Genomic DNA, 20,605 nt, shown 5'->3' with positions numbered 1-20,605 from the left:
TATTTCCTCTAAGGTTACCTGCGATATTTTGCTTATGGTTGAGGGTGAGTATTTAAGTTCAAACACGCTTTCAAGAGCCTGGGCTACTGCTCTTGCACTCATACCAGAGGCAAACATCCCAAGTATTAAGTCTTCAAGATTGATATCTCTTCTTCTATAAGGTTCTATCAACTTTGTTCTGAATTTTCCCTCTCTATCTCTTGGAATTCTCAGATTTTCAAGCTTACCGATAACAGTATCTAAGTTTCTAACGTAAAAGCCGTTCTTTGTTCCTCCATGTTCTTTAAGAAACACTTCTCTTTCAGCCGTCATGATTGACTCTAAGGTTTGCTTTACCACTTCCTTAACTAGGTCTGGTAAAATCTTCTGTAGTTCCATTTTTGCCTCCTGGGGTTGGTATTTGTGGGGTGTTCCCCAGGAGGTTATCCCATTTCTCAAGCTTACACAAAATATCGTACACTACCGATATTGCCGGAGCAATAGAAAAGGGAACTGTTATAGGAACGTATCACACTGTTTTCGGTATTTTTGTTTTCCCGGCTTCTGTAATTGCCGGTTACTTATGGCAAACCTGCAGTATAGATATTGCTTTTATTTTCTCCGCCGTTGTAAGTTTTCTCGCTTTTCTGATGATGCTTGGATTTAAAACCACTTCTTATAGTTAACCTGTATAGTTAAGATTTTCTCTCCTGTTGCTGATGGATTTATTGAATAACTGAATCCCAGATTCAGATTGTCTTTTCCGACGAGCATGCCTCCTATTCCGCCTCCTGTTGATAGTCCCCATCCGTAAACGGTATTGTAACCTATGTTTATATTAAAAAATGGTCGCCATACCCTTACGTAGTTATACATATTTTCATAGCCAAACTCAAATCCGATTCCCGTCTCAAAAGAGCTTTCGGGGATAGCATCTGCCGGTGGATAGTAAGTCATATCGTCAACATCTGTATTTACATGATTTTTCTCGCTGTAAATTGTCTTTAACATGTATGTTTTAAATGTGAAGTCGGGGTATCCTGATCTTAATTTGTATAGTAGTTCTTCGTAAAGGTTGATTCCTGTTCCAAGTTGTTCCCTGTCAGATGAAAAGTATTTGTTCCATTCAATATTAGATGTTATGGTTAGAGAATTTAAGAAGGGATATGAAACGGAAATACTTATATTTCTTTTGTAGCCGGCAGATATGAGATATACTGATTCATCGGCTGCGGTTGCCGATGAAACTTTTATTTTTGCTTCTGTTCTATGATGGAGAAGCGTTTTGTAACTTAAGGTTATTCCAGAATTTAAACCTTTATTTTTAATGATGTTAATCCTGAATTTTATGCTTTCTGGTGAAAAGATTTTTTCTATGTATAAGTTTGTGACATATCTGTCGTATACGTCTTTATAGTCATTTTTGTTTAAAAATTTTATGTTTGATTGATCAATGCCAAAATATATTCCATTTCCCTTTCTTCCGTATTTAAATGATAGGATGGTTTTCATGTCATAGAGTCCTGAGCGGTCTTCAAATGTTTCTGATACAGCTCCGTAGTTTCTGTATTCTGTGTTTAGATCTCTTAACTGTTTATAGAGTTCTTCATCGTAAGGGTTGTTTTCCAGTTCGTTAAAAGCGGTATTCAGAGCGTTTCCCGGTTTTCCTTCAAGGGTTAGGGCAGTTACTCTGTCTCTTATAGGTAGTATTGGGCCGTAGTTAGATGTTAAATCCATCATCTTGTAGCGGTCATCTTTGTAAAGTGCCAGGTTTAGTTGAAGCCATTTTGATACTTCTTCCCGATGTCTGGTTACTACGTAGTTTACCTTGCCGGTCTGGCCAGATTTTATTAAAAAGGAGTAGTAAAGTTCTTTATAGACCTTTTCAGGCAGAAATTTTTGAGATAACTGAAGTTCTTTTTCAAATTTTTCCGGTGGTTCGTAATACATTGCAACCCGAAGGTAGGATACCAGGGCATCTGGATCTTTGAAGATTCCTTGTTTTTTGATAAATTTTCTCATTTTTTTAAATAATCTAAACCTGATAGCTTCGGCTTCCTCAGATTTGCCGTAAAGTTCCAGAATGTCGGCTTTTGTTAAAATTAAAGAAAAATCGGAAGGTGGAATTTTTATTTTCCTTATGAGTTTTAACGCCTCTTTGCCATTTTGCAGGTATAGATAAGCTGCTATAAAAGGATAAGGGTTGAGTTTTGCATATTTTTTGTAGGTAAAGATAGCTTTTTTAAGGTCTTTTATGTCCTGGTTATCCATCAAAAAGTAGATATACTGTTCTATAAGCTCTTTGTTGTTGCGTTTTTGGAGTTCTATCTCCATCAATTTTTTAGCTTTTTCTACCTTTCCTGTATTTGAAAGAGCAAGAACATATACTGATAGTGGATAGTTTTCAGATAGTAGTTGCTTGCGTTCAGCTTCCGGAAGGGAATCTATTGTGTTTACAATCAGTTGCCATTTTTTAAGTTTACTTGCAAGGCTTAAAAAGTCTATCATGAAGTCTTCTATTCCAGTTTTTTTGTATCCCTCCAGTGCATAATTCATGGCTTTTTCAGGGTTTTTTGAAGCGTAGAAAAGGACGATTCTTGAGTAATCAAAGTCCTGTCCTTTTCCCGTATTAACCAAAACTTCTGATGATCTGGCAGCCGTTTCATAGTCTCCCAATGCCCATGCGAGGTTTCCCATAAGTTGCCAGTAGTCTGTGAAGTTTTTAGGAACAGACGCAGCATTATTTTTTAAAACTTTTAGCGCCTTATTAAAGTTTCGATCGGAAATGTAAATTTTTGCCTCTATCAGAGCATCATTATAGTTGTATTTTCCAAGTGTTTTAAGTTTTTGTAGTTCTTTCAGTGCTTTTTCCTTTTCTCCGTAGAACCAGTAGATAAGAGCGGCTTCTCTTATCAGTTGCGGATTGTTGCCGTAAATCTTCTCTGCAAGTTTTATCCCTTCGTTAATATCTCCCATTTTCTGGAAGAAGGCAATCAGGTCTTTGTAAAATAAAATTTTATGTCCTTTTTTAATCTCTTCTTCTATAAGTTGTTTTGCAACTTCATCATCTCCAAGGGTTAGAGCAAGAGAATATGTTTTGTGAAATACGTTTTCTTCATTAAAATCAAAGTATAGTTTTTTATAAGCCTGCAGTGCTTCCGGTTGATTGTCAAGCCAGAGGGAAATTTTCGCCAGCCATTCCCACCAGAATTTGTGATTCGGAAAAAGCTCAGTTCCTCTTTTAGCGACTTTGTAAGCTTTTTTTAAGTTGTTATTGCCCAAGAAAATGTATAGAGAGGTTTTCAAAATCTCTTCCCGGTTATTAATTTTTTTTGTTTTTCTAATATGTGTTTTTGTTTCAATTTTTTTGATAGATGTGGGGACGAAGAAGAAATTTTTGATTCCTAATAGGGGAAGCTTTTTAGACAGATTTTTAAGTTGTTTTATGGATTCCGATACTCCAAGTCTTACGGTGTAGAGTCCCTTGTCGGTTTGGTATATGAATGCTTCCTTTTTTATGTTTTGAGGGAGTTTATTAAGGAAATCAGCCGCTTGCTTGAAGGTTTGAAATGTTCCAAGCTGGATTGAATAATAAATGCTTCTTTTTTCTTTCTTTAAAGACGGTTTTTTCAGTTTGTTAAGATCCATTGGAGCTATAAAGGCACCGGAAATTCCGTATTTTTCGAGTAATTTTTTCTCATGTTTTAATTTTTTGACCGTTTTGGATATATCAAATCTGACGGTTATTTTCCCGGAATCTGTTGTATAGATAAAGGATTTCTTTTTTAATGCCTCGGGTAAATTTTCAAGAAATTTTTCTGCCTGAATTCGGTTTTTAAATGTTCCCAGTTGCCATGAATAGACATTATTCCCGGCGAAAGCCACTGATGGTGCCAGGATACAGCAGGCATAAAGCCAGAAGGTTTTTATTTTTTTCACCTTTTACCCCCGTAGATTTTTACGGCTTCACTGGCAAGCTGTTGAGAAAGATTTCTGTCGTTTAGTGCCATAGATGTTTTGAGTAAAAACAGTGTCATGTCAGGATCGTTTAGATAGTGCATTCCGTATTTTGTTATAAGATGTTTCACCAGCTCTTTTTTCCCTGCCCAGAGAGCTATTTGTATGGCTTTTTTGAAGTAATACTTCTCTCCGGTTGTTTTGAAGGCTTCATAAGCATACTTGAATGCGCTGTTGTAGTCTTTTACTGCAAGCGCCATGTTAATTAGAGTGTTTACATCTTTTCTGGAAAAGTTTTTGCTCTTTAGAAGATGTTCTCCGTAGAGGTACCCTCTGTCATAATTTCCTATTGCAACCGAGAGATTAAATGCCTTTTGCAAAAATTTTATTTTTTTACTTCCCCGGGAGTGATTTATTAAAAAATCTATATGTTTGAAAGCTTCATCGTAATTTTTAAGGGTTACGGCAAGTTTAAATGCTTTTTTATGCCAGATTATCGGATTTTTGTCTGCGGCTGCCAGTTTGTCTGCTGCAATATATGCTATGTCTATGAAGCCAAGCTTTAGAGCTTCATTATAGATCTTTTTGATTGTCTCTGGATTGAAATTTGTCACAACCAAGTATTTGATGGTGTTTTTGATCTGTTTTTTGATGGTGTTTTTACTATCCGGACTTGCCAGAGCATATTTTTCCTCAAGGATTGCAAGTTTTAATTTTAGAAGTTCTTCTTTAGAAATTGGTGAATTTTTTAACTTTTCCAGTTCTTGCAAAAGTTTTTCTGCTTCTTTTACGTTTCCACTCTTTATATCATTTTTTATTAATACCATAATGAGTTTAGGATCTTTTTTTATTTTAAGAAGGCTTTCTATGTATACTCTTGAAAGTCCGAAATTTAAATTTTCCTTTCCATTTAATATGGCTTCGGTAAGTTCTCCTCTTGGAAAAAGAAAAGCAGCCAATACTATAAACAAAAGGACAAAAACAAAAATTTCTGTGTTGGAAAAAACTTTAATTTTTGCAAGTTGCTTCAATACTTCCAGTCTTTTCTTTGAATCGGAACCGGATAATGCTTCCTTCTTTGAAAATTTCGGGATTCCCGGAAGATTTAACATCACATCCTTCCTCTCGTATGGTTATTTCAAGGGGAATATATCCCTTAAAAGAAATTTTATAATTTCCTTTTTCTTTTTTAAAGTCTGTTACTATACCATTTGATTCTATGACTACAAAAGGATTTTTGTCCGTTTTTGAGAATTTTAATTCGTAATTTCCAGAATTATCAAGATTTATATACAGACTGTTGTTTATTTTTCTGTATCCAATAACACCTTTAGAATTTTTGATATCAGGATAACCTTTTGATACCGGGATTCTAATGGTTCTTAAACCGCCTGCGGTTTTGAAAATCCATTTTCCCTTCCGCTTTGCTAAAGCGGCTCCTCTGAATTCCATTACTTTCTGGGCATAGTTTGATAGATATTCGGGTATAGGTTTTTGGGAAAGAGCCCATTTGTATACTTTTTTTAATGCTTTGAGAGAGGCTATTTTTTGTCCCGAATACCAGTGATAGTATAGGTTTATAGGCTTTAATCTGCGAGGTTTATCTGTTAGCTTAAATGTCTGTATAACCCTTACGTATCCACCAAAATTTCTCCATAAATTTGTATAGATGTTTTCATTCTGAACAGGGGCATAAACCTGAAAGTATTTTCCTTTGTTTATTCCCATAGGAGAGATCAGATAGAGAAATGGAGAATTAAATGTTGCGCTTGTGTCTCCACCGTTTACGTTGTAAACTTTTGCCCTGTATGTTAGCTCTATGGCTTCTTTCGGAGGTACGCAGTCTCCTGTCCATAGAAAAACTTTCGCTTTTTTGTTTTTCGGTGTTAAGTATCTGTTTATATAGTTTATTGACCAGATAATTTCTTTGTTTAACGACGGTTTATATCCTGGGATAGGTAAGTTGTGCCCGTATTCAAGACCTTTATTTTGGGGCGGTAAGCCTTCTGACATTCTTAAAGTGTCATACCAGTCAAAAGGGTGAGAGTATGAGTGGCTTGCTGGTTCTACGTTTTTAAGAGAGAAGATGCTGTTCGCTATTTCTTTAAATTTTTTTGACAGTTTTGGGTGGAGGTCGGTTATTACTCCTACGATAACAGAAGCTGTGTGAGGAACAGGGTATTTTTTAATTATTTCATCTCTTATAACTTCTCCTGAGAATTTAAACGGCGGGAAGTCTGCCTTCCCTTCAAATCCGTCACCATCTATGTGGACGGTCATTATTCTTCTTCCGTTCTCCGTGGTTACATCATAAGCTGGTATATATCCGTAAATTTTCTGGAAGAGAGAAAACGGATTTAAAACCCACAAAGTTATATCCTGCATAGTTTTAATGAGGATATCCTGATTTGCGTATCCGCCCCAGTTCATAAGAGCAGCTGGAACGAACGGTTGTCCGACTCGATTTTCATATTTGACAATGGGGGTTCCATTGAATGGTTTGAGTAGTATATCTGTGGGCTCGGGCTTACCTTCTATTTCAAATCCAAAGTCCGCAGGTGATTTTATAAGTTTGAATTCTGTTGTTACTGGTGCTTTATTGTCAAAAGCTTTAATGCCTAATCTTTTTAGAAAGTTGTAATCAAACAGATTGTAAGGATCTACAAGAAAGACTTTTTTTCCTGTTTTAATTTCTTTTAATAACCAATTTTCAAAAGTTTTTCTATTTTCAGGTTTGATTCCGTTCATCAGCCAGATAAGAATGCCTCTGTACGAGTCGTCAAGTTCAGGAAGGTTTTTAGAGTTGTACTTAAATAGAACCGGTGCGTATCCCAGCCATTCAAGCGGTAGTTGTGCCATTTGATGAGCAGGGTTATCATCTATCGTTTCATCGTAAATAACGGCTATTTTTCTTGGTATGAAATGGTAAATTCCTTCACCTATATGTTTAAGATTTTTGTCAGTTACCCATGGAATAAATTCCAGATTTTCTATTTTTTCAGCATCCTGCATTGCAACGGTTCTGTTGTCAGTATAATCGATAACTATTACCGGAATGCCTGAATTTTTTATTCCTGTTAATTTATTGATTAACCATTGGGTTCCATTTTCAGGCATTTTGATATAGTCGTGATTTTTATTCAGTCCGTAGAACAGAGACTCTGCCACGACACCGTTAATAAATTTTTTAACTTTTGAGAATATGCGAAATGGCCTGTTTAGTATAAGAATTTTCTCAGGGTATAGCTCTTTTATTTTTTGGATAAGTTCAGCTTCTGCGTTTTCATAGTTTTTCCATTCTTTTTTGGGTAGAACTAACTGATAGGAATCCAGTGTGTCGAGCATGAATCCGTCGTAATCTTTTGAGAGTATTTTTATTCTTTTAAAGATTTTTTCCTGGCATTCTGGCTTTCGTATATCTATTATTTTGCTTTTCCAAGTGTTGTTCTTTCCTATAATGCATGTTTGGGGCATGTGGTTTTCATTGTCTTCTCCTAAGCTTACGTAAGCTATGATTTTTCCATGCCTTTTCATATAGTATTTTTCTTTATGGAATTTTATATCAAAAGTTGTAGGATCAACGATTATCCAGTCATAAAGGTAAAGGATTTCTTCAGGAGGATTTGAATACATTACTGCCACTGATGGTTTGTTTCCTCCGTATGCGAAGTTTCCTATAAAAATGCTAAATAAGCATAAAAGTCCTGTAATGAATTTCATTCAAGAACCTCCTGAGCAAAAATATACCTACAAGGAAGCTTATGATAAGCGATAAGAAGAAACCGTAACCGTAGAAAAATGGTCCGGCTATTATGCTTATCTTTGATAACAGGAAGTTGAAAATAGCAAATGTAAGTGTTGTGTAGAGTGCGTAAGTTCTTAGATCGAAGTAAAAAAGGACGGAAAGGATTACCATTATTACGAGCTGGAGGTATGTTCCCAGAAGGAGAACATTAAATAGGGGCAAATATAGTAAAGAAAGGTGAAAAAATTTAAAGATAACTATTTCCATTAGAAAAATCAGAATAACGGCAATTGCCTGTATTCTGAAGACTTCCTGTATTAGTGTTCTGACGGCTACAACAAGTTCGTGCCCTAATTCGTATATTCTGTCTAATGTTTCTCCTTCCCTTACGGCAGCGTAGTATCTGTCATAGTGCTCGGCGAATTCGCTTTCAAGTTTTAAAAAGAATATACCCATTCCCGGAGCTATTGCTAAATAAGCAAGGAATATTGGGACATCGTAAACAATAGATGCTCTGAAAGGTCCGATGACCGATTCTCCTGTTATGTTTGAAAACCAGAACACGAATTTGTCAGCCCATATTGCTACGTTGTAAAAGAGTCCTACAAATGCGAGAGATATATAGACTCTGTCTCGGTTGAGAAAGTCAAATTCTATAAGTTTTTCAGAAGAATAATGTTTAAAGATGTATCCTATTAACATTAAGAATATTATGCTTACACCGCAAAAATATGAGAGCATTAATCCGCTCAGTCCAAATTTTCCAAAGTAGGGAGCGGTTATTATCATCAGTCCAAATCCTAAGATGAAGGATAGAAGAATGTATTTGTAACTTTTGAAAGAGGTAAGCAGTGTGTTTATTATCCAGAAACCTGTCATAAGAGTCAGAGATAAGATGAAAAGAATGACAAACCACGGCATTTGTTGGTAGATTTCTTTTAGTGATGTAAACAGACTAAAGAAAACGCCAAATGTAAGGCCTATAAACATATTTAAAAGGAGAACTCCCATAAAGTTGGGAAGGATTTGTTCGTGTTCTTTTTCAAATAGCCTATCCGCCACGTATCTTGTAAATAGTAGTTGAAAAGCGCCAGACAGTATGAGACTAAAGGCGGTTATATAAGTTATAACTATCTGATATTGCCTAACCATTTCGTGGGAGGCTGTTGTTCTTTCGGCAACCATACCTGCTATTATTATACTTATAATAGATATTATCCACGGTCCGGCACTAAGAGAGGTTGAATATGTAAATGCAAAAAATAACGATGTCAGTTTATTTTCTTTTAATATTTTTTTAAGTTCAAATGCTATTCCTGCCATTGATGAAGCTCCTGTAAAGATTACGGTAGTTGTTCAGAAACATATCGTAGTCGTAAAATTTTTCTACCCTGCTTATGCCGGCCTTCTGGTATTGTTTCCAGAGTTTTCTATTGTTTAGTAGCTTTATATATGCTTCTGCCAATTCTCCAGGATTTGCAACGTGGCAGATCTCACCTGCTTTTCCTATTTTGATGTCTTCTTCGTTTAATCCGCCGTATATCAGTTGTTTACATGAACCGACGTTTGTTGTTACACATGGTACACCTGCGGCAAATGATTCGAGAACGACAAGTGGCATCCCTTCACTTATGGATGTGAGGGTTGTGAGTCCTATTTTTGGGAAGATCTCTCTTAAGTCCTGAAAGCCAAGGAATTTAACTCTGTTTTCGAGATTAAGGGCATTGACAAGTTTTAAACACTCTTCGTAGTAGTCAGGGTCTTCATCGGTAGGTCCGACTATCCATCCTTCTGCTTTGGGCATTTTATCTATTACAATTCTCATTGCTTTTATGAATGTTTTAATATCTTTTATGGGAACCACTCTTCCAATTAGACCGATTATTGGAGGAGGATTTTGAGGGTGTTTTTTCCGGGCTTCCAGGAAATTTTTAACTTTAACTCCGTTAGGAATAACTTTTGTCTTTTCTTCCGGTGCTCCCAGGGCAATTTGAAGTTTTCTTGCATCTTCAAACAGTGAAATGATTATGTTTGCAGAGTCGTAACAAAAAGCACCAATTCCTCTGAAAAAACTTATCCACATTTTTTTAAGGTAATCTATCTCTCCAACTTCTTTCTGGAAAAAGAATCCTCTATCGGCAATCCAGTCTGCATTTACAATATCTATTTTTCGCTCTCGCGTGTATATTCCATGTTCTGTTAAGATAAATGGTAGTCCTTTTTCTCTTCCTGCCATTGCTGATAGGAATCCTGCGTATCCGGTAGATGGACTGTGGATAATTTTTGTATCAGGCATATTTTCCATTACAGAAGCTACACGCCACACAGGGTCGTGAATATTTCTTACTGTCCAGAAATAGTCGATGAAGGGAACATCACCTGCAAGTTCAAAGTAGCTGTCTGCTATAAAGTCCCATGCTTCCCTGCTGTATAGAAATTCTTCTTCTGTCACCTCTTTTATGTAAAATTTTTGCTTTTTCCATGTTTCGGGGAGCTGTTTTTCTCCGCTTCTTCTAAACCATTTGTGAAGTTCCCTTACTTTTTCTATTTTTTCAGGATCTGAGTTTAATATTTTTGGTGGCGGTTTTTCTTTATCGCTGAATATGAAATTTGCTGATAGGTAGGTGAGATTTTCCGGTAACCTATATTTTATGTCTCCGTATTCTTCTTCCCGGCTTCCGAGAAAGATTACTCCGAAATTAAATTCGGATAGCCCCGTTATTAAGCTGTGGATCCAGGAACTTACGCCCCCCTTTACGTAAGGATATGTTCCTTCCGCAACTATAAGTATGTCGGAAGCTTTATTTTTATCAACTATTACCATTTTTTACCTGTCCAGAAAAGTTTCATAAAACATACTTCCGGATGTAAAGGTGCTTCGATAATGGAGAAGAGTTTTTCTACAGTTTTGTAGTCTTTTTCGTAAAAGGCTATTTCCGCAAGGTAGGGAACAACTTTCATTTTCATCAGTTTATCACCTTGATTGAAAGCTGATAATAAAAATTTCTTTGCTTCTTTTTTGTTGTTTAACTTTAGGTGGATTTTCCCGGCAAGTAGTTCTATCTCCGGTGTTTTGTGAAGTTTTAAAGAATTTTGAATGTGGTTCAGTGCTTCTTTTATGATAAATGGAATGAGTTCTTTATCAACCACTTTTAGATAGACCATATCCCAGTATAAAGATGCAAGCTCAAAATGGATAAATGCTTTTTCTTTTTTATCGTCTGTTTTTTGGAGTTTGGTTTTTAAAAAAGATATTTTATCGTCAATTTCTTTTTCAAGTTTTGAGAGAATGGCAAAAGCGTAGAGTCTGATCTCGTCGTTGTCGGAAAACAGTGCAGTTTTGGCAGCTTCTATCGTTTGAGGATTTATGAAGTTTCCCATGATTAGCAATGCGTGTTCGTTGTTTATTTTTTTAGTTTTTATAAGCTGGGTGAGTGCTGCTTCTCCAAGCTTTCTACTTCTTACTTTTACTTTTTCGAGTGTGATATCCCTTATAGGTAGTTTTTTTGCTTCAAAAAGATTTGCTTTTTTAAGACGTGCTATTATCAGAAAGTTTATCATCGAAAATATATAACCTGCCGCGGGAATGAGTAAATTAAATAAAAATATTGTTAGAATGTTACGTATGCTTCTTTTAAAGTGTCTGGGCATCAAGATGACAATAGCAATACTTATAATTATTGACAGGAAAATGTGTAGCATAATAAGATCTTCGGGAGAAAACTTTGGCATTATTTTTCCTCCCAAATTTGGTTAGCCTCTTTTTTTAAGATTTTAAAGATATTTCCGTCGATTTTAATGAATTTCTCAGCGATTTTATCTTTAATTTCGTTTCCGAAACGTCTTTTAAGTTCGTTTGATATTCTATTTGAAAACCCTTCAGCTGATGAAAGAGAAGAAAGTGGAAGTAAAACATATACAATATAATGATCGTTTATTTTGTGATATACCAGGAAGTCAACTCCTCTTATTCTGTTGTGGATGAATTGAATTATATCTTCCATGTTTTCTGGAATTTTATAGACAACGATGTAGCTATCTATTCCGAATTTTTCTTGAAGGATTTTTACAGTTTGAACTTCGACTATAAAGTCAACAGGTAAATATCTAAATTCATTTATTAGATCTTTTACCATCTCTGTTTTTTCAAGTTCTGCCATGAACCAGATCAGGGCTACATTTATTGAAAGTATGTTGTCTGCGTTAAGATATCTGAACGGTAAATCTTTAACCAGAAAAAACGCAATGATTTCGTCGTCATTGGCAATGTCAAATACTGGAATTACTGCAAGATATTTTGACTGTGATGATGAGGATGAGAGGAATACCGTTCTTCCTTCTTCTATAGCTTCTCTTACCAGTGGATCATCCATATCAAGTTCCACAGGTTTGCTTATAGAACTGGCTAATTTAAAACTTTCTTCTTTAGATGTTTTAATATATAAAGATCCTTTTCTTACAAAGAATGCTTCGCTTATGAGACTCATTAGATTTTCAAATGCCTTTTCTCTATTGTTTATTAGTTCTTTCTTGATTTTTTCGAGAACAGTTCTTATGCTTATGGGTTTTACAAGGTAATGTTTTTCCAGTTGATCGTGGGAGAGTTTAAGTAAGATAAAGTCATTGGTTTGTTTACGAAGTTTCGATTTAAAATATGTGCTTTCTTCTTCCGATAGTTCGATACGTCTTTTCCAGTAGGAAAAGAATTCGCCGGCTATTAGAATAAGTAATAATGTCCATAGGAAAAAAGAGAGGGGAAATTGAGGGTAAATAAATTTAAAAATAGGAACAGATATAACTAGGAATACAAGGCCTCCTATGAGACCGTAAAACAGTGTTATTGTAAGTCCCAGTAGGACAAATGGATTTACCGTTGAGTGGATAAAAAGAGGATCTTTCGGATTGAAATAAAAGCCGATAAGCGTAAGTATTACAAAAAATAAAACCGCTTCACCAACAACAAACTTAACAGCAATATCTCTTTTTGCCATTAATTAAAACTCCTTGTTTAAAAGTTCCTGATAGAGAACACCTATGGATTTGTGACCCCATGAAGTTCCTGAAACTGTCAGGGTAGAAATTACGTTGCCGGTTTTTAAGTTTTCCACGTATATTGTTACGCTCACAGCAGGTTCTCCGTCTATGCCGGTTTTGTAGCGCCACTCGTTGACATATCCTCCTATGACACAGGTGTATCCTTCTGTTTTAAGTTGTCGTTCTATATTTTTTATTTCTAAAGAATCAAAATCTTTTTCTTTGGAATCAAATGCCTTTGAAACATTGTATCCTTTTGATTTTAGAACACCAAACGCAATTGATGCAGCGCTTTCACCGGCTAAAGGCGTTTCAGAGTAATTTATGAAAGGCATAACTGCACAGGAGCTGTTTTCTGAAATGATAACCGGTGTTTTGTTTACTTCTGTCATACATCCAGAAAGCATAGAAATGACGAATAATCCTGCTAAGGCAAGTTTTTTCATCTCTCCTCCTTAATATATTTAGGTCATAATCTTTATTAATGAGTAAAATTATACTGAAATTTTTTCTGGTTGCAATTAAATATTACTTTCAATCAAATTGAACTTTATCTGATAAGCATTTTCTAAATAAATTTGAATTTCGTCAAAATTTCAACACTGCTTTACAGCAATAAATTACCGGTTTTTTCTCCTATGATTTTCAATCCTTTTTCGGTTATTTTTCTTCCTCTGCTCGTTCTAACGATTAATCCCAGCTTAATTAGGTAGGGTTCGTGTATGTTTTCGAGAGTTTCCCGATCTTCATTAAGTGCAAGTGCCAGACTGTTTAATCCCACAGGGCCACCCTTAAATGTTCTGGCTATTGTTTTTAAAATTCTTCTGTCCATTCTATCGAGGCCATTTTCATCTATTCCCAGCTCTTTAAGAATCAGCTGTATTTTCTCTTTGTCTATCACCGACCATTCATGAACTACGGCGAAATCTCTTACTCTTCTTAACATTTGGTTTAGAATTCTTGGTGTTCCTCTTGCACATCTGGATAGTTCGTATAAGGCATCATCTGTAAGATAGATGCCTAATTTTTCGGCGTTTTTTCTGCCTATATGTGTCAAATCCTTTTCTGTATAGAGTTCTAATCTGCAGATTAATCCAAACCTTGATCTAAAAGGTGCTGTTAGAAGATTTAGTCTTGTTGTTGCTCCTACTAAAGTAAATTTAGGGAGGTTCAGACTGAAACTTCTTGCTTTTAATCCCCCACCCGATACAATGTCTATTCGAAAGTCCTCCATAGCCGAATAAAGGGTTTCTTCGATATGCCTTGTAAGTCTGTGTATTTCATCTATGAAAAGTATGTCTCCTTCCTGGAGGGAGTTAATCAGGGCGACAAGGTCTCCTTTCTTTTCAATCATAGGTGCAGAAACAATTTTTATCTCTTTTCCCATTTCTCTGGCTATTATAGTTGCGAGTGTCGTTTTGCCTGTTCCCGGTGGACCGTAGAAGAGAATGTGATCAATTGTGGAGTTTCTCTTTTTTGCCGATTCAAGCGCTATTTTAAGTAGCTTTTTAACTTTATCCTGCCCTATAAAGTCTTCCAATGAAAGGGGCCTTAATGGAGATCTATCCTCCAAACTTCCCTCCTGAAAGGAGCAGTGTCAGTTTTTTAATTGCTTCTTCAAAGCTTAAGTTTTCTGTATCTATTTTTGAGAGTATTTTTATAATGTCTCTTCTTGGATAACCTAAATTCTCAAGTATTTCAATTAACTCTTTGTCTTTTTGGGATTCTTCTGTTTTCAATTTTGAAGCAAGTTCAAATATCAGCCGTTCTGATAGCTTTTTTCCCAGTCCGGGAACAGTTGCAAGTGTTTTTGCATCTTTTGCTTCAACTATCTTTATGAGTTCCTGTTTAGAGAAGTGGGACAGAATGTTTAAAGCTGTTCTGGAGCCTATTTTGGGTATTCTTGTTAAAATTTCAAAGAGTTTTCTTTCGTCTTCGGTTTCAAATCCGTAGACAGCTGGAGTCCCTTCCGGAGGAAATATGAGTTTAACAAATAAAAATACTTTGTCACCTTGAGAAACTTTTGTAAGAACGGAAAGGGGGACAAAAACTTTTATTCCTATTCCCCCGCATCCTATGGATATGCCGTCTGAATATTTGAAAACAACTTTCCCCTTCACAAAATCTAACATTCTTCATCCAGATTAAAGAATTTCTTTACTTTTGTCTCATTCGGAGAGAGAATAACACCTCTCTCTGTAATAATTCCGGTTATGTTTTCATGTGGGGTTACGTCGAATGCTGGATTTTTTACCCTTGCATGTTCTGGAGCTATTCTACAATCACTACAATGGCAGTATAGGACTTCTTCGGGAGGCCTATCTTCTATTGGAATTTCACTTCCCGTTTTAATTGAGAAATCAAATGTTGAAGATGGGGCGGCTATATAAAAGGGTATGCCGTGTTCTTTGGCCAAAACAGACAAGGTATAGGTGCCTATCTTGTTGGCGGTGTCCCCGTTGAGGGCTATCCTATCGGCTCCAACTATTATGCAGGTTATTTCGTCGTTTGCTATGAACCATCCTGCCATGTTATCTGTAATGAGATAGTAAGGAATTCCCTCCTTTTGTAACTCCCATGCTGTGAGCCTTGCTCCCTGAAGATAAGGCCTTGTTTCGTCAACATAAACGAGGATGTCTTTTTCCATTTCATAAGCGGCTCTTATCACTCCAAGTGCTGTTCCGTATCCAGCAGTTGCAAGAGCTCCGGTGTTGCAGTGTGTAAGGATTGTTTCTTTATTACCCAGAAGTTCAGCTCCATACATTCCTATTTTTCTGTTTCTATCAATATCCTGCGTTTCTATGTTTTTGGCTTCTGTTTCAAGGGCCAGAAGAATATCATTTATATTCTGCCCTGCATCTATGATACTTTTCATTCTTTTTAATGCCCAGAATAGGTTGACCGCAGTAGGTCTTGTTGTTGCGAGTCTATTGATTACCAGTTCGGCTAACATTTTGAATTCGTTAACATCTTTTGCTTTTTGTGATAGTTCTTTTGCACCGAGTGTTACAGCGTAGGCAGCCGTAACACCTATTGCCGGAGCGCCTCTCACTACCATGTCTTCTATTGCTTTTGCCACATCTTCGTAGGTTTTGCACGTTATCCATTCTTCTTTGTGGGGTAGCTTTCTCTGATCAAGGAGTAAAAGAGCATCACCTTCCCACTTTAAAGGTCTTATGTCCTTTATTTTTCTCATTCCCTTTCCTCCTTTTTAACAACGAGTACCGGACACTTTGCTTTTCTAATTACAGCTTTTGCCGTGCTTCCAATTTCAAGAATTCTTTCAAGCAGTCCTTTTCCGTGATATCCAATGACTATTAGATTGCAATTTTTTTCCTCAGATGTTTTTACAATTTCTTCTTTCGGATCTCCGACGGTCATAACCGTTTCGACTTTAAAACCTGCCCGTTCAAATTCATGTTTTAGTTGCTGGAGTTTTTCTTGATGTCTATCCAGAATGGCTTTTTCGATTTCCGGAATATGAGCGTATATAGCAGCAACGTCTAACGCAAACGGGTCATCAAATTGTGGGAGGCTGAATTCCATCGGATGAATTACATGAAGAATAATAACTTTTTCGGCATTTGCTTCTTTAAGCTTGAGGACATAATTTTTTGCTACTTCTGCAAGGTCTGAAAAATCTGTTGGGTAAAGAATCGTTTTAAATACTGACATCCCTTTCCTCCTTTTTAACGGATTCCCATAGTTTATCCATCTCTTCAAGGCTCATTTCGGAAAGCTTTTTCCCTTCCTTTTCTGCAAGACTTTCCATTTTCCTGAATCTGTCTATGAACTTTTCGTTAGTTCTATGTAGTGCTACGGCTGGATCAACATTTGCAAATCTTGCAAGGTTTACAATTGCAAATAGTAAATCGCCTATTTCTTCTTCAATTTCTTCTCTGGTGCCTTTTTCTATGGCGTTTTCTGTTTCTCGTAATTCTTCTTTCACTTTTTCAAGAACATCTTTTATATTATTCCAGTCAAAACCTGTTTTTGCTGCTCTTTTCTGAATTTTAAAGGCACGTTCAAGAGGTGGTAGTGATTTAGGTATCCCGTCAAATGTAGATTTTTGTTCCTTCCCTTCCGCTTTTTTAAGTTCGTCCCAGGCTGTGAGAACATCCTGAGCATTTTTGATGTCCTTTCTGTCACCAAAAACGTGAGGGTGTCTGAATATCAACTTGCGGCATATTTCGTCTATAACTTCATTTATGGAAAATTTGCCTTCTTCTCTTGCTATTTGAGAATGGAATACAACCTGAAGTAGAATGTCTCCCAATTCTTCTTTCATATTTTTGAAGTCTTTTTCTTTAACGGCGTCAATGTATTCGTAAGTTTCTTCAAGAAGGTAAGGCAAGAGTGTTTCATACGTCTGCTTTCTGTCCCACGGGCATCCATTTTTGGAACGGAGCATCTCCATAATTTTTACGAGATCTTCAAACTTATACATCTATCGCCTCCAGTTTGTAAGTTAATTATACCAGTGAAAAGTTGTAGAATTTAACTGAAACAAAACTTTTACAGGAGGAAGTCATGGCTAAGATAAGACTTGGAGTTAATATAGATCATGTGGCAACTGTCAGGGAAGCGAGAAAAACTTTTGAACCCGATCCTGTTCATGCTGCTGTTATTGCGGATCTTGCCGGTGCAGACCAGATAACACTTCATTTAAGAGAAGATAGAAGGCATATAAAAGATAGAGATTTAAAGTTGATAAAAGAAGTTATTCATTCAAAGATAAATCTTGAAATGGCAGCAACAAAGGAAATGGTGGAGATTGCACTGTCTGTAAAACCTCATCAGGTTACACTTGTTCCAGAAAAGAGGGAGGAGATTACAACGGAAGGAGGACTTGATGTTAAGGGGCAAAAGAAGCGTATAAGAGAAGTTGTTAATCGTTTAAAAGAAGCAGGTATTGTTGTAAATCTTTTTATAGATCCTGACCATGAACAGACAGAGGCAGCTGCCGATGTTGGTGCCGACGCTGTCGAGCTTCATACTGGTGAGTATGCCAATGCTGTTACAGATTTAGATAAGGAAAGAGAGCTTGAAAGGTTAAAGTCAGCTGCAAGATATGCCAGAGAGTTAGGGCTAAAAGTTTATGCCGGACACGGTTTAACTTACAAGAATGTTGGGCCTGTTGCTGAGATTAAAGAGATAGAAGAATTGAACATAGGGCATTCCATCGTTGCCAATGCAGTTTTAAAAGGTCTTTCGGATGCGATAAAAGAGATGAAAAAGTTGATAAACGAGGTAAGATGATTGTTGCCTGTGGGGTAGATATCGTTTCTAATAAAAGGATAGAGGACACTTTAAAACGGTGGGGCGATAAGTTTATAGAAAAAGTTTTCCCCGAGGGTGTTGAATATTGCTTCCATAAAAGACGTGGTGAAATAGTGGGTTGTATTGCTGCCCGGTTTGCTCTAAAGGAAGCTGTAATAAAAGCTTTTTCTCATATTAACACTTCCCTCAGGTTTGAAGATATTGTAGTTTTGGGTGGTGGCAAACATCTTGATGTTAAAATACCTGTGAAAGGGTATCGTATTCTTTTCAGCATATCTCACGAACGGGAATTTTCCATTGCATTTGTAAATGTTCTGAGAGAGGAGGCTTATGAGTAAAAAACTTGTTTCCATATATATAGAGGGTAGAAAAATAAAGGTTCCAGAGGGTTATACCGTTATAGAGGCTTTGTGGGACACTGGACATGATATAAAGCGGGGAGTTGGTTGTCTTTCAGGACTTTGTGGGGCCTGTGCGATAGCTTACCTTGAGAAGGGAAGTAAGAGGGTAAGATTTGGTCTTGGCTGTCAGACAATAGTTAAAGAAGGAATGAATATAACCGTTATGCCTTTTTTCCCTTCACGAACAGCAAATTATATTATTTCTGAAATGGGTAAGCCGATAGAAAAGCTGAGAGAAATCTATCCCGAACTTGATACCTGTAAAAACTGCGGTTTTTGCACCATTGCCTGTCCAGAGTGGATAAATGTTTCAAAAGTTATGAAACTTTTGAAGGAAGGAAAGTATGAAGAAGCCACAGAAATGATGCTTGACTGTATTTTATGCGGTTTGTGTGCTTCAAGATGTCCTTACGGTATTGCCCCTCAGTTTATATCCCTATTTGTTCAGAGAGCTATAAGCCATGAGAAACCGTTTCCGGAGAATTTGAAGAAACGTCTTAAAGAGATAGAAGAAATGAAATATGATGAAGAGTGGGGGAGGATTCTTCAGATGAGTGATGAGGAGCTTGTGGAGTTCTGTAAAAGAATAAGAGAGGAGGCTTAATGTATTCCGAAAATCTTCTTGAAAATATGGAGCTTGTTGAAAAGACAAGGGAAAGTAGGGAAAAGCAGCAGTTGCCTATTTTGAATGAGAAGAAAAAAGAAAAACTATTATCCTCCTTTCATCCCGATTACAGACTTTCTGGATTTAGAGCTTTGAGAGTAGGAGTTAACAGGGGAGACAGAACTGTTCACGAAATTGCTGATCTCCTTGAGGCTTTCAGCAGTTTTGATTATAGAGAAATTAATTTTGAAAAGCCTGATCTTGAAACAGATGTCCTTGTTCTTGGCGGAGGCGGTGCAGGAATAACTGCTGCACTTTTTGCCCATTCGGCAGGTGCAAAAGTTATCCTTGCAACAAAATTGAGGCTCGGTAATTCCAACACCATAATGGCTCTCGGCGGAATGCAGGCAAGTGTTTCTGAGAATGATTCTCCTATCAGACATTTTGCCGATACTATGGTTGCCGGAAAGTTTCAGGGCAGGAGAGAGCTGGTTAAGGCTATGGTTGATGACGGACCTTCCATTGTTAAATGGCTTCTTGATCTCGGTGTTAATTTCGATAGAGATGAGAAGGGGAATCTTCTTACTAAAAAAGCCGGTGGTTCAATAGCTCCTCGAATTCTTTCCATAGGAGACTATACCGGACTTAACATAATAAAGATTTTAAAGGATGAGATCAGAAACAGACCGGAGATAGAAATTTTGGAGTTTGCGCCGGCAGTTGAATTGACAACCAATGAATTCGGAGAATGTAATGGAGCAATATTGTTTGATCTTGAGAGAAAGCGTTTTGTTCTTGTTAAGGCGAAATCCGTGATTCTTGCTACTGGTGGCTCCGGTCGTCTTCACATTCAGGGTTTTCAAACTTCAAATAACTTTGGTGCAACCGGAGATGCGATAGTCCTGGCTTACAGAGCAGGTGCAAAGCTAGAAGGGCTTGATTCTTTTCAGTATCATCCAACCGGAATAGTTTATCCTGATCACATGGTAGGAGTTTTAGTTACAGAAGCCATTAGAAGTCTTGGTGCTCATCTCGTTAACTCTAAAGGGGAGAGATTCATTAACGAACTTGAAACAAGGGATGTTGTTGCAGCTGCTATGATAAAGGAGTGTGAAGAAGGAAAGGGAATAAAAACACCTTCAGGAAGAGTTGGTGTCTGGCTTGATACGCCTGTTATAGAGGAAAGATACGGAAAAGGTTTTTTAAAGAAGAAATTTCCTGCGCTGTTTAGAATGTTTATGAGGGTTAAAATAAATATTGAGAAACAGCCTCTTTTAGTCTATCCGACACTTCACTATCAGAATGGCGGTATCTTGATAGACGAGAAAGGTGAAACTACCGTTAAGAATCTTTTTGTTGCCGGTGAAGCTGCTGGTGGTATTCACGGCAAAAATCGTTTAATGGGTAATTCTCTTCTTGATATTTTTGTGTTTGGAAGAAGAGCTGGGCTTGCGGCGGCAAGGCGTAAATATAATGAACCTGGAAAACAGACACTTTCTCATCTTGAGAGATACTATCAGGAATTAAAGAGTTTAAGGATAACAACCGTAGCCAAAACGCCGAGAATATTTCAGGAGTATATTGTCGGGGATTAATCCCCGACGA

General features: G+C 36.8%; 18 protein-coding genes. 4 read left to right on the top strand and 14 right to left on the bottom strand.

The features are described 5' to 3' along the window. The 14 genes from BLW93_RS01595 to mazG all read right to left on the bottom strand — a co-directional run. A partial coding sequence (locus tag BLW93_RS01595; RefSeq protein WP_245791970.1) for a transposase occupies positions 1-438 on the bottom strand: 438 nt, incomplete at its 3' end. A 204-nt stretch (positions 439-642) separates the two neighbouring features. Next, positions 643-3,918: a tetratricopeptide repeat protein gene (locus BLW93_RS01585; protein ID WP_076712366.1), complete on the bottom strand. Its 3,276-nt coding sequence runs from the start codon at positions 3,916-3,918 to the stop codon at positions 643-645. Beyond that, on the bottom strand, positions 3,915-5,048 hold the full coding sequence (locus tag BLW93_RS01580; protein ID WP_076712365.1) for a tetratricopeptide repeat protein: 1,134 nt from the start codon (positions 5,046-5,048) through the stop codon (positions 3,915-3,917). Before BLW93_RS01580 ends, BLW93_RS01585 begins: the two co-directional genes overlap by 4 nt. Beyond that, entirely contained in the window at positions 4,945-7,656 is a 2,712-nt protein-coding gene (locus tag BLW93_RS01575) for a bifunctional glycoside hydrolase/polysaccharide deacetylase family protein (protein ID WP_076712364.1), read from the bottom strand. The genes BLW93_RS01580 and BLW93_RS01575 overlap by 104 nt, the downstream gene beginning before the upstream one ends. Next, a complete protein-coding gene (gene pelG, locus BLW93_RS01570; RefSeq protein WP_076712363.1) occupies positions 7,622-9,004 on the bottom strand; it encodes an exopolysaccharide Pel transporter PelG in 1,383 nt (460 codons plus the stop codon). Before pelG ends, BLW93_RS01575 begins: the two co-directional genes overlap by 35 nt. After that, the gene (pelF, locus tag BLW93_RS01565) at positions 8,985-10,505 is read right to left on the bottom strand and encodes a GT4 family glycosyltransferase PelF (protein ID WP_076712362.1); all 1,521 of its coding nucleotides are present in this window, start codon (positions 10,503-10,505) and stop codon (positions 8,985-8,987) included. The genes pelG and pelF overlap by 20 nt, the downstream gene beginning before the upstream one ends. Beyond that, complete coding sequence (locus BLW93_RS01560; RefSeq protein WP_076712361.1) at positions 10,499-11,413, bottom strand: hypothetical protein; 915 nt, start codon at positions 11,411-11,413, stop codon at positions 10,499-10,501. Before BLW93_RS01560 ends, pelF begins: the two co-directional genes overlap by 7 nt. After that, the gene (locus BLW93_RS01555; protein WP_076712360.1) at positions 11,413-12,672 is read right to left on the bottom strand and encodes a PelD GGDEF domain-containing protein; all 1,260 of its coding nucleotides are present in this window, start codon (positions 12,670-12,672) and stop codon (positions 11,413-11,415) included. The genes BLW93_RS01560 and BLW93_RS01555 overlap by 1 nt, the downstream gene beginning before the upstream one ends. Before the next feature lie 3 nt (positions 12,673-12,675). Beyond that, the gene (locus BLW93_RS01550; protein WP_076712359.1) at positions 12,676-13,161 is read right to left on the bottom strand and encodes a hypothetical protein; all 486 of its coding nucleotides are present in this window, start codon (positions 13,159-13,161) and stop codon (positions 12,676-12,678) included. A 161-nt stretch (positions 13,162-13,322) separates the two neighbouring features. After that, on the bottom strand, positions 13,323-14,288 hold the full coding sequence (gene ruvB, locus BLW93_RS01545) for a Holliday junction branch migration DNA helicase RuvB (RefSeq protein ID WP_076712358.1): 966 nt from the start codon (positions 14,286-14,288) through the stop codon (positions 13,323-13,325). After that, positions 14,278-14,847, bottom strand: a complete 570-nt coding sequence (gene ruvA / locus BLW93_RS01540; RefSeq protein WP_076712357.1) for a Holliday junction branch migration protein RuvA — start codon at positions 14,845-14,847, stop codon at positions 14,278-14,280. Before ruvA ends, ruvB begins: the two co-directional genes overlap by 11 nt. Then, the gene (mtnA, locus tag BLW93_RS01535) at positions 14,841-15,911 is read right to left on the bottom strand and encodes an S-methyl-5-thioribose-1-phosphate isomerase (RefSeq protein WP_076712356.1); all 1,071 of its coding nucleotides are present in this window, start codon (positions 15,909-15,911) and stop codon (positions 14,841-14,843) included. Before mtnA ends, ruvA begins: the two co-directional genes overlap by 7 nt. Further along, positions 15,908-16,390: a universal stress protein gene (locus tag BLW93_RS01530; protein WP_076712355.1), complete on the bottom strand. Its 483-nt coding sequence runs from the start codon at positions 16,388-16,390 to the stop codon at positions 15,908-15,910. The genes mtnA and BLW93_RS01530 overlap by 4 nt, the downstream gene beginning before the upstream one ends. Beyond that, the gene (mazG, locus tag BLW93_RS01525; protein WP_076712354.1) at positions 16,377-17,162 is read right to left on the bottom strand and encodes a nucleoside triphosphate pyrophosphohydrolase; all 786 of its coding nucleotides are present in this window, start codon (positions 17,160-17,162) and stop codon (positions 16,377-16,379) included. Before mazG ends, BLW93_RS01530 begins: the two co-directional genes overlap by 14 nt. Positions 17,163-17,245: 83 nt before the next feature. Here mazG and BLW93_RS01520 point away from each other — a divergent pair, with 83 nt between their 5' ends. From BLW93_RS01520 to BLW93_RS01505, 4 genes are read left to right on the top strand one after another with little or no spacing between them, the layout of a single operon-like run. Continuing rightward, on the top strand, positions 17,246-17,974 hold the full coding sequence (locus BLW93_RS01520) for a pyridoxine 5'-phosphate synthase (protein WP_076712353.1): 729 nt from the start codon (positions 17,246-17,248) through the stop codon (positions 17,972-17,974). Then, positions 17,971-18,333 (top strand): holo-ACP synthase, encoded by a 363-nt coding sequence (locus BLW93_RS01515; RefSeq protein WP_076712352.1) that lies wholly within the window; start codon positions 17,971-17,973, stop codon positions 18,331-18,333. Before BLW93_RS01520 ends, BLW93_RS01515 begins: the two co-directional genes overlap by 4 nt. Beyond that, complete coding sequence (locus tag BLW93_RS01510) at positions 18,326-19,000, top strand: 2Fe-2S iron-sulfur cluster-binding protein (RefSeq protein WP_076712351.1); 675 nt, start codon at positions 18,326-18,328, stop codon at positions 18,998-19,000. Before BLW93_RS01515 ends, BLW93_RS01510 begins: the two co-directional genes overlap by 8 nt. Further along, positions 19,000-20,595, top strand: coding sequence for an FAD-binding protein (locus tag BLW93_RS01505; RefSeq protein ID WP_076712350.1), 1,596 nt, complete (start codon positions 19,000-19,002; stop codon positions 20,593-20,595). The genes BLW93_RS01510 and BLW93_RS01505 overlap by 1 nt, the downstream gene beginning before the upstream one ends. The last annotated feature ends 10 nt before the right edge of the window (positions 20,596-20,605 follow it).

The sequence above is a fragment of the Desulfurobacterium indicum genome (assembly GCF_001968985.1).
Classification (GTDB): domain Bacteria; phylum Aquificota; class Aquificia; order Desulfurobacteriales; family Desulfurobacteriaceae; genus Desulfurobacterium_A; species Desulfurobacterium_A indicum.
The sequence above is the reverse complement of the archived record's forward strand: the minus strand, read 5'-3'. Positions and strand labels throughout refer to the sequence as shown.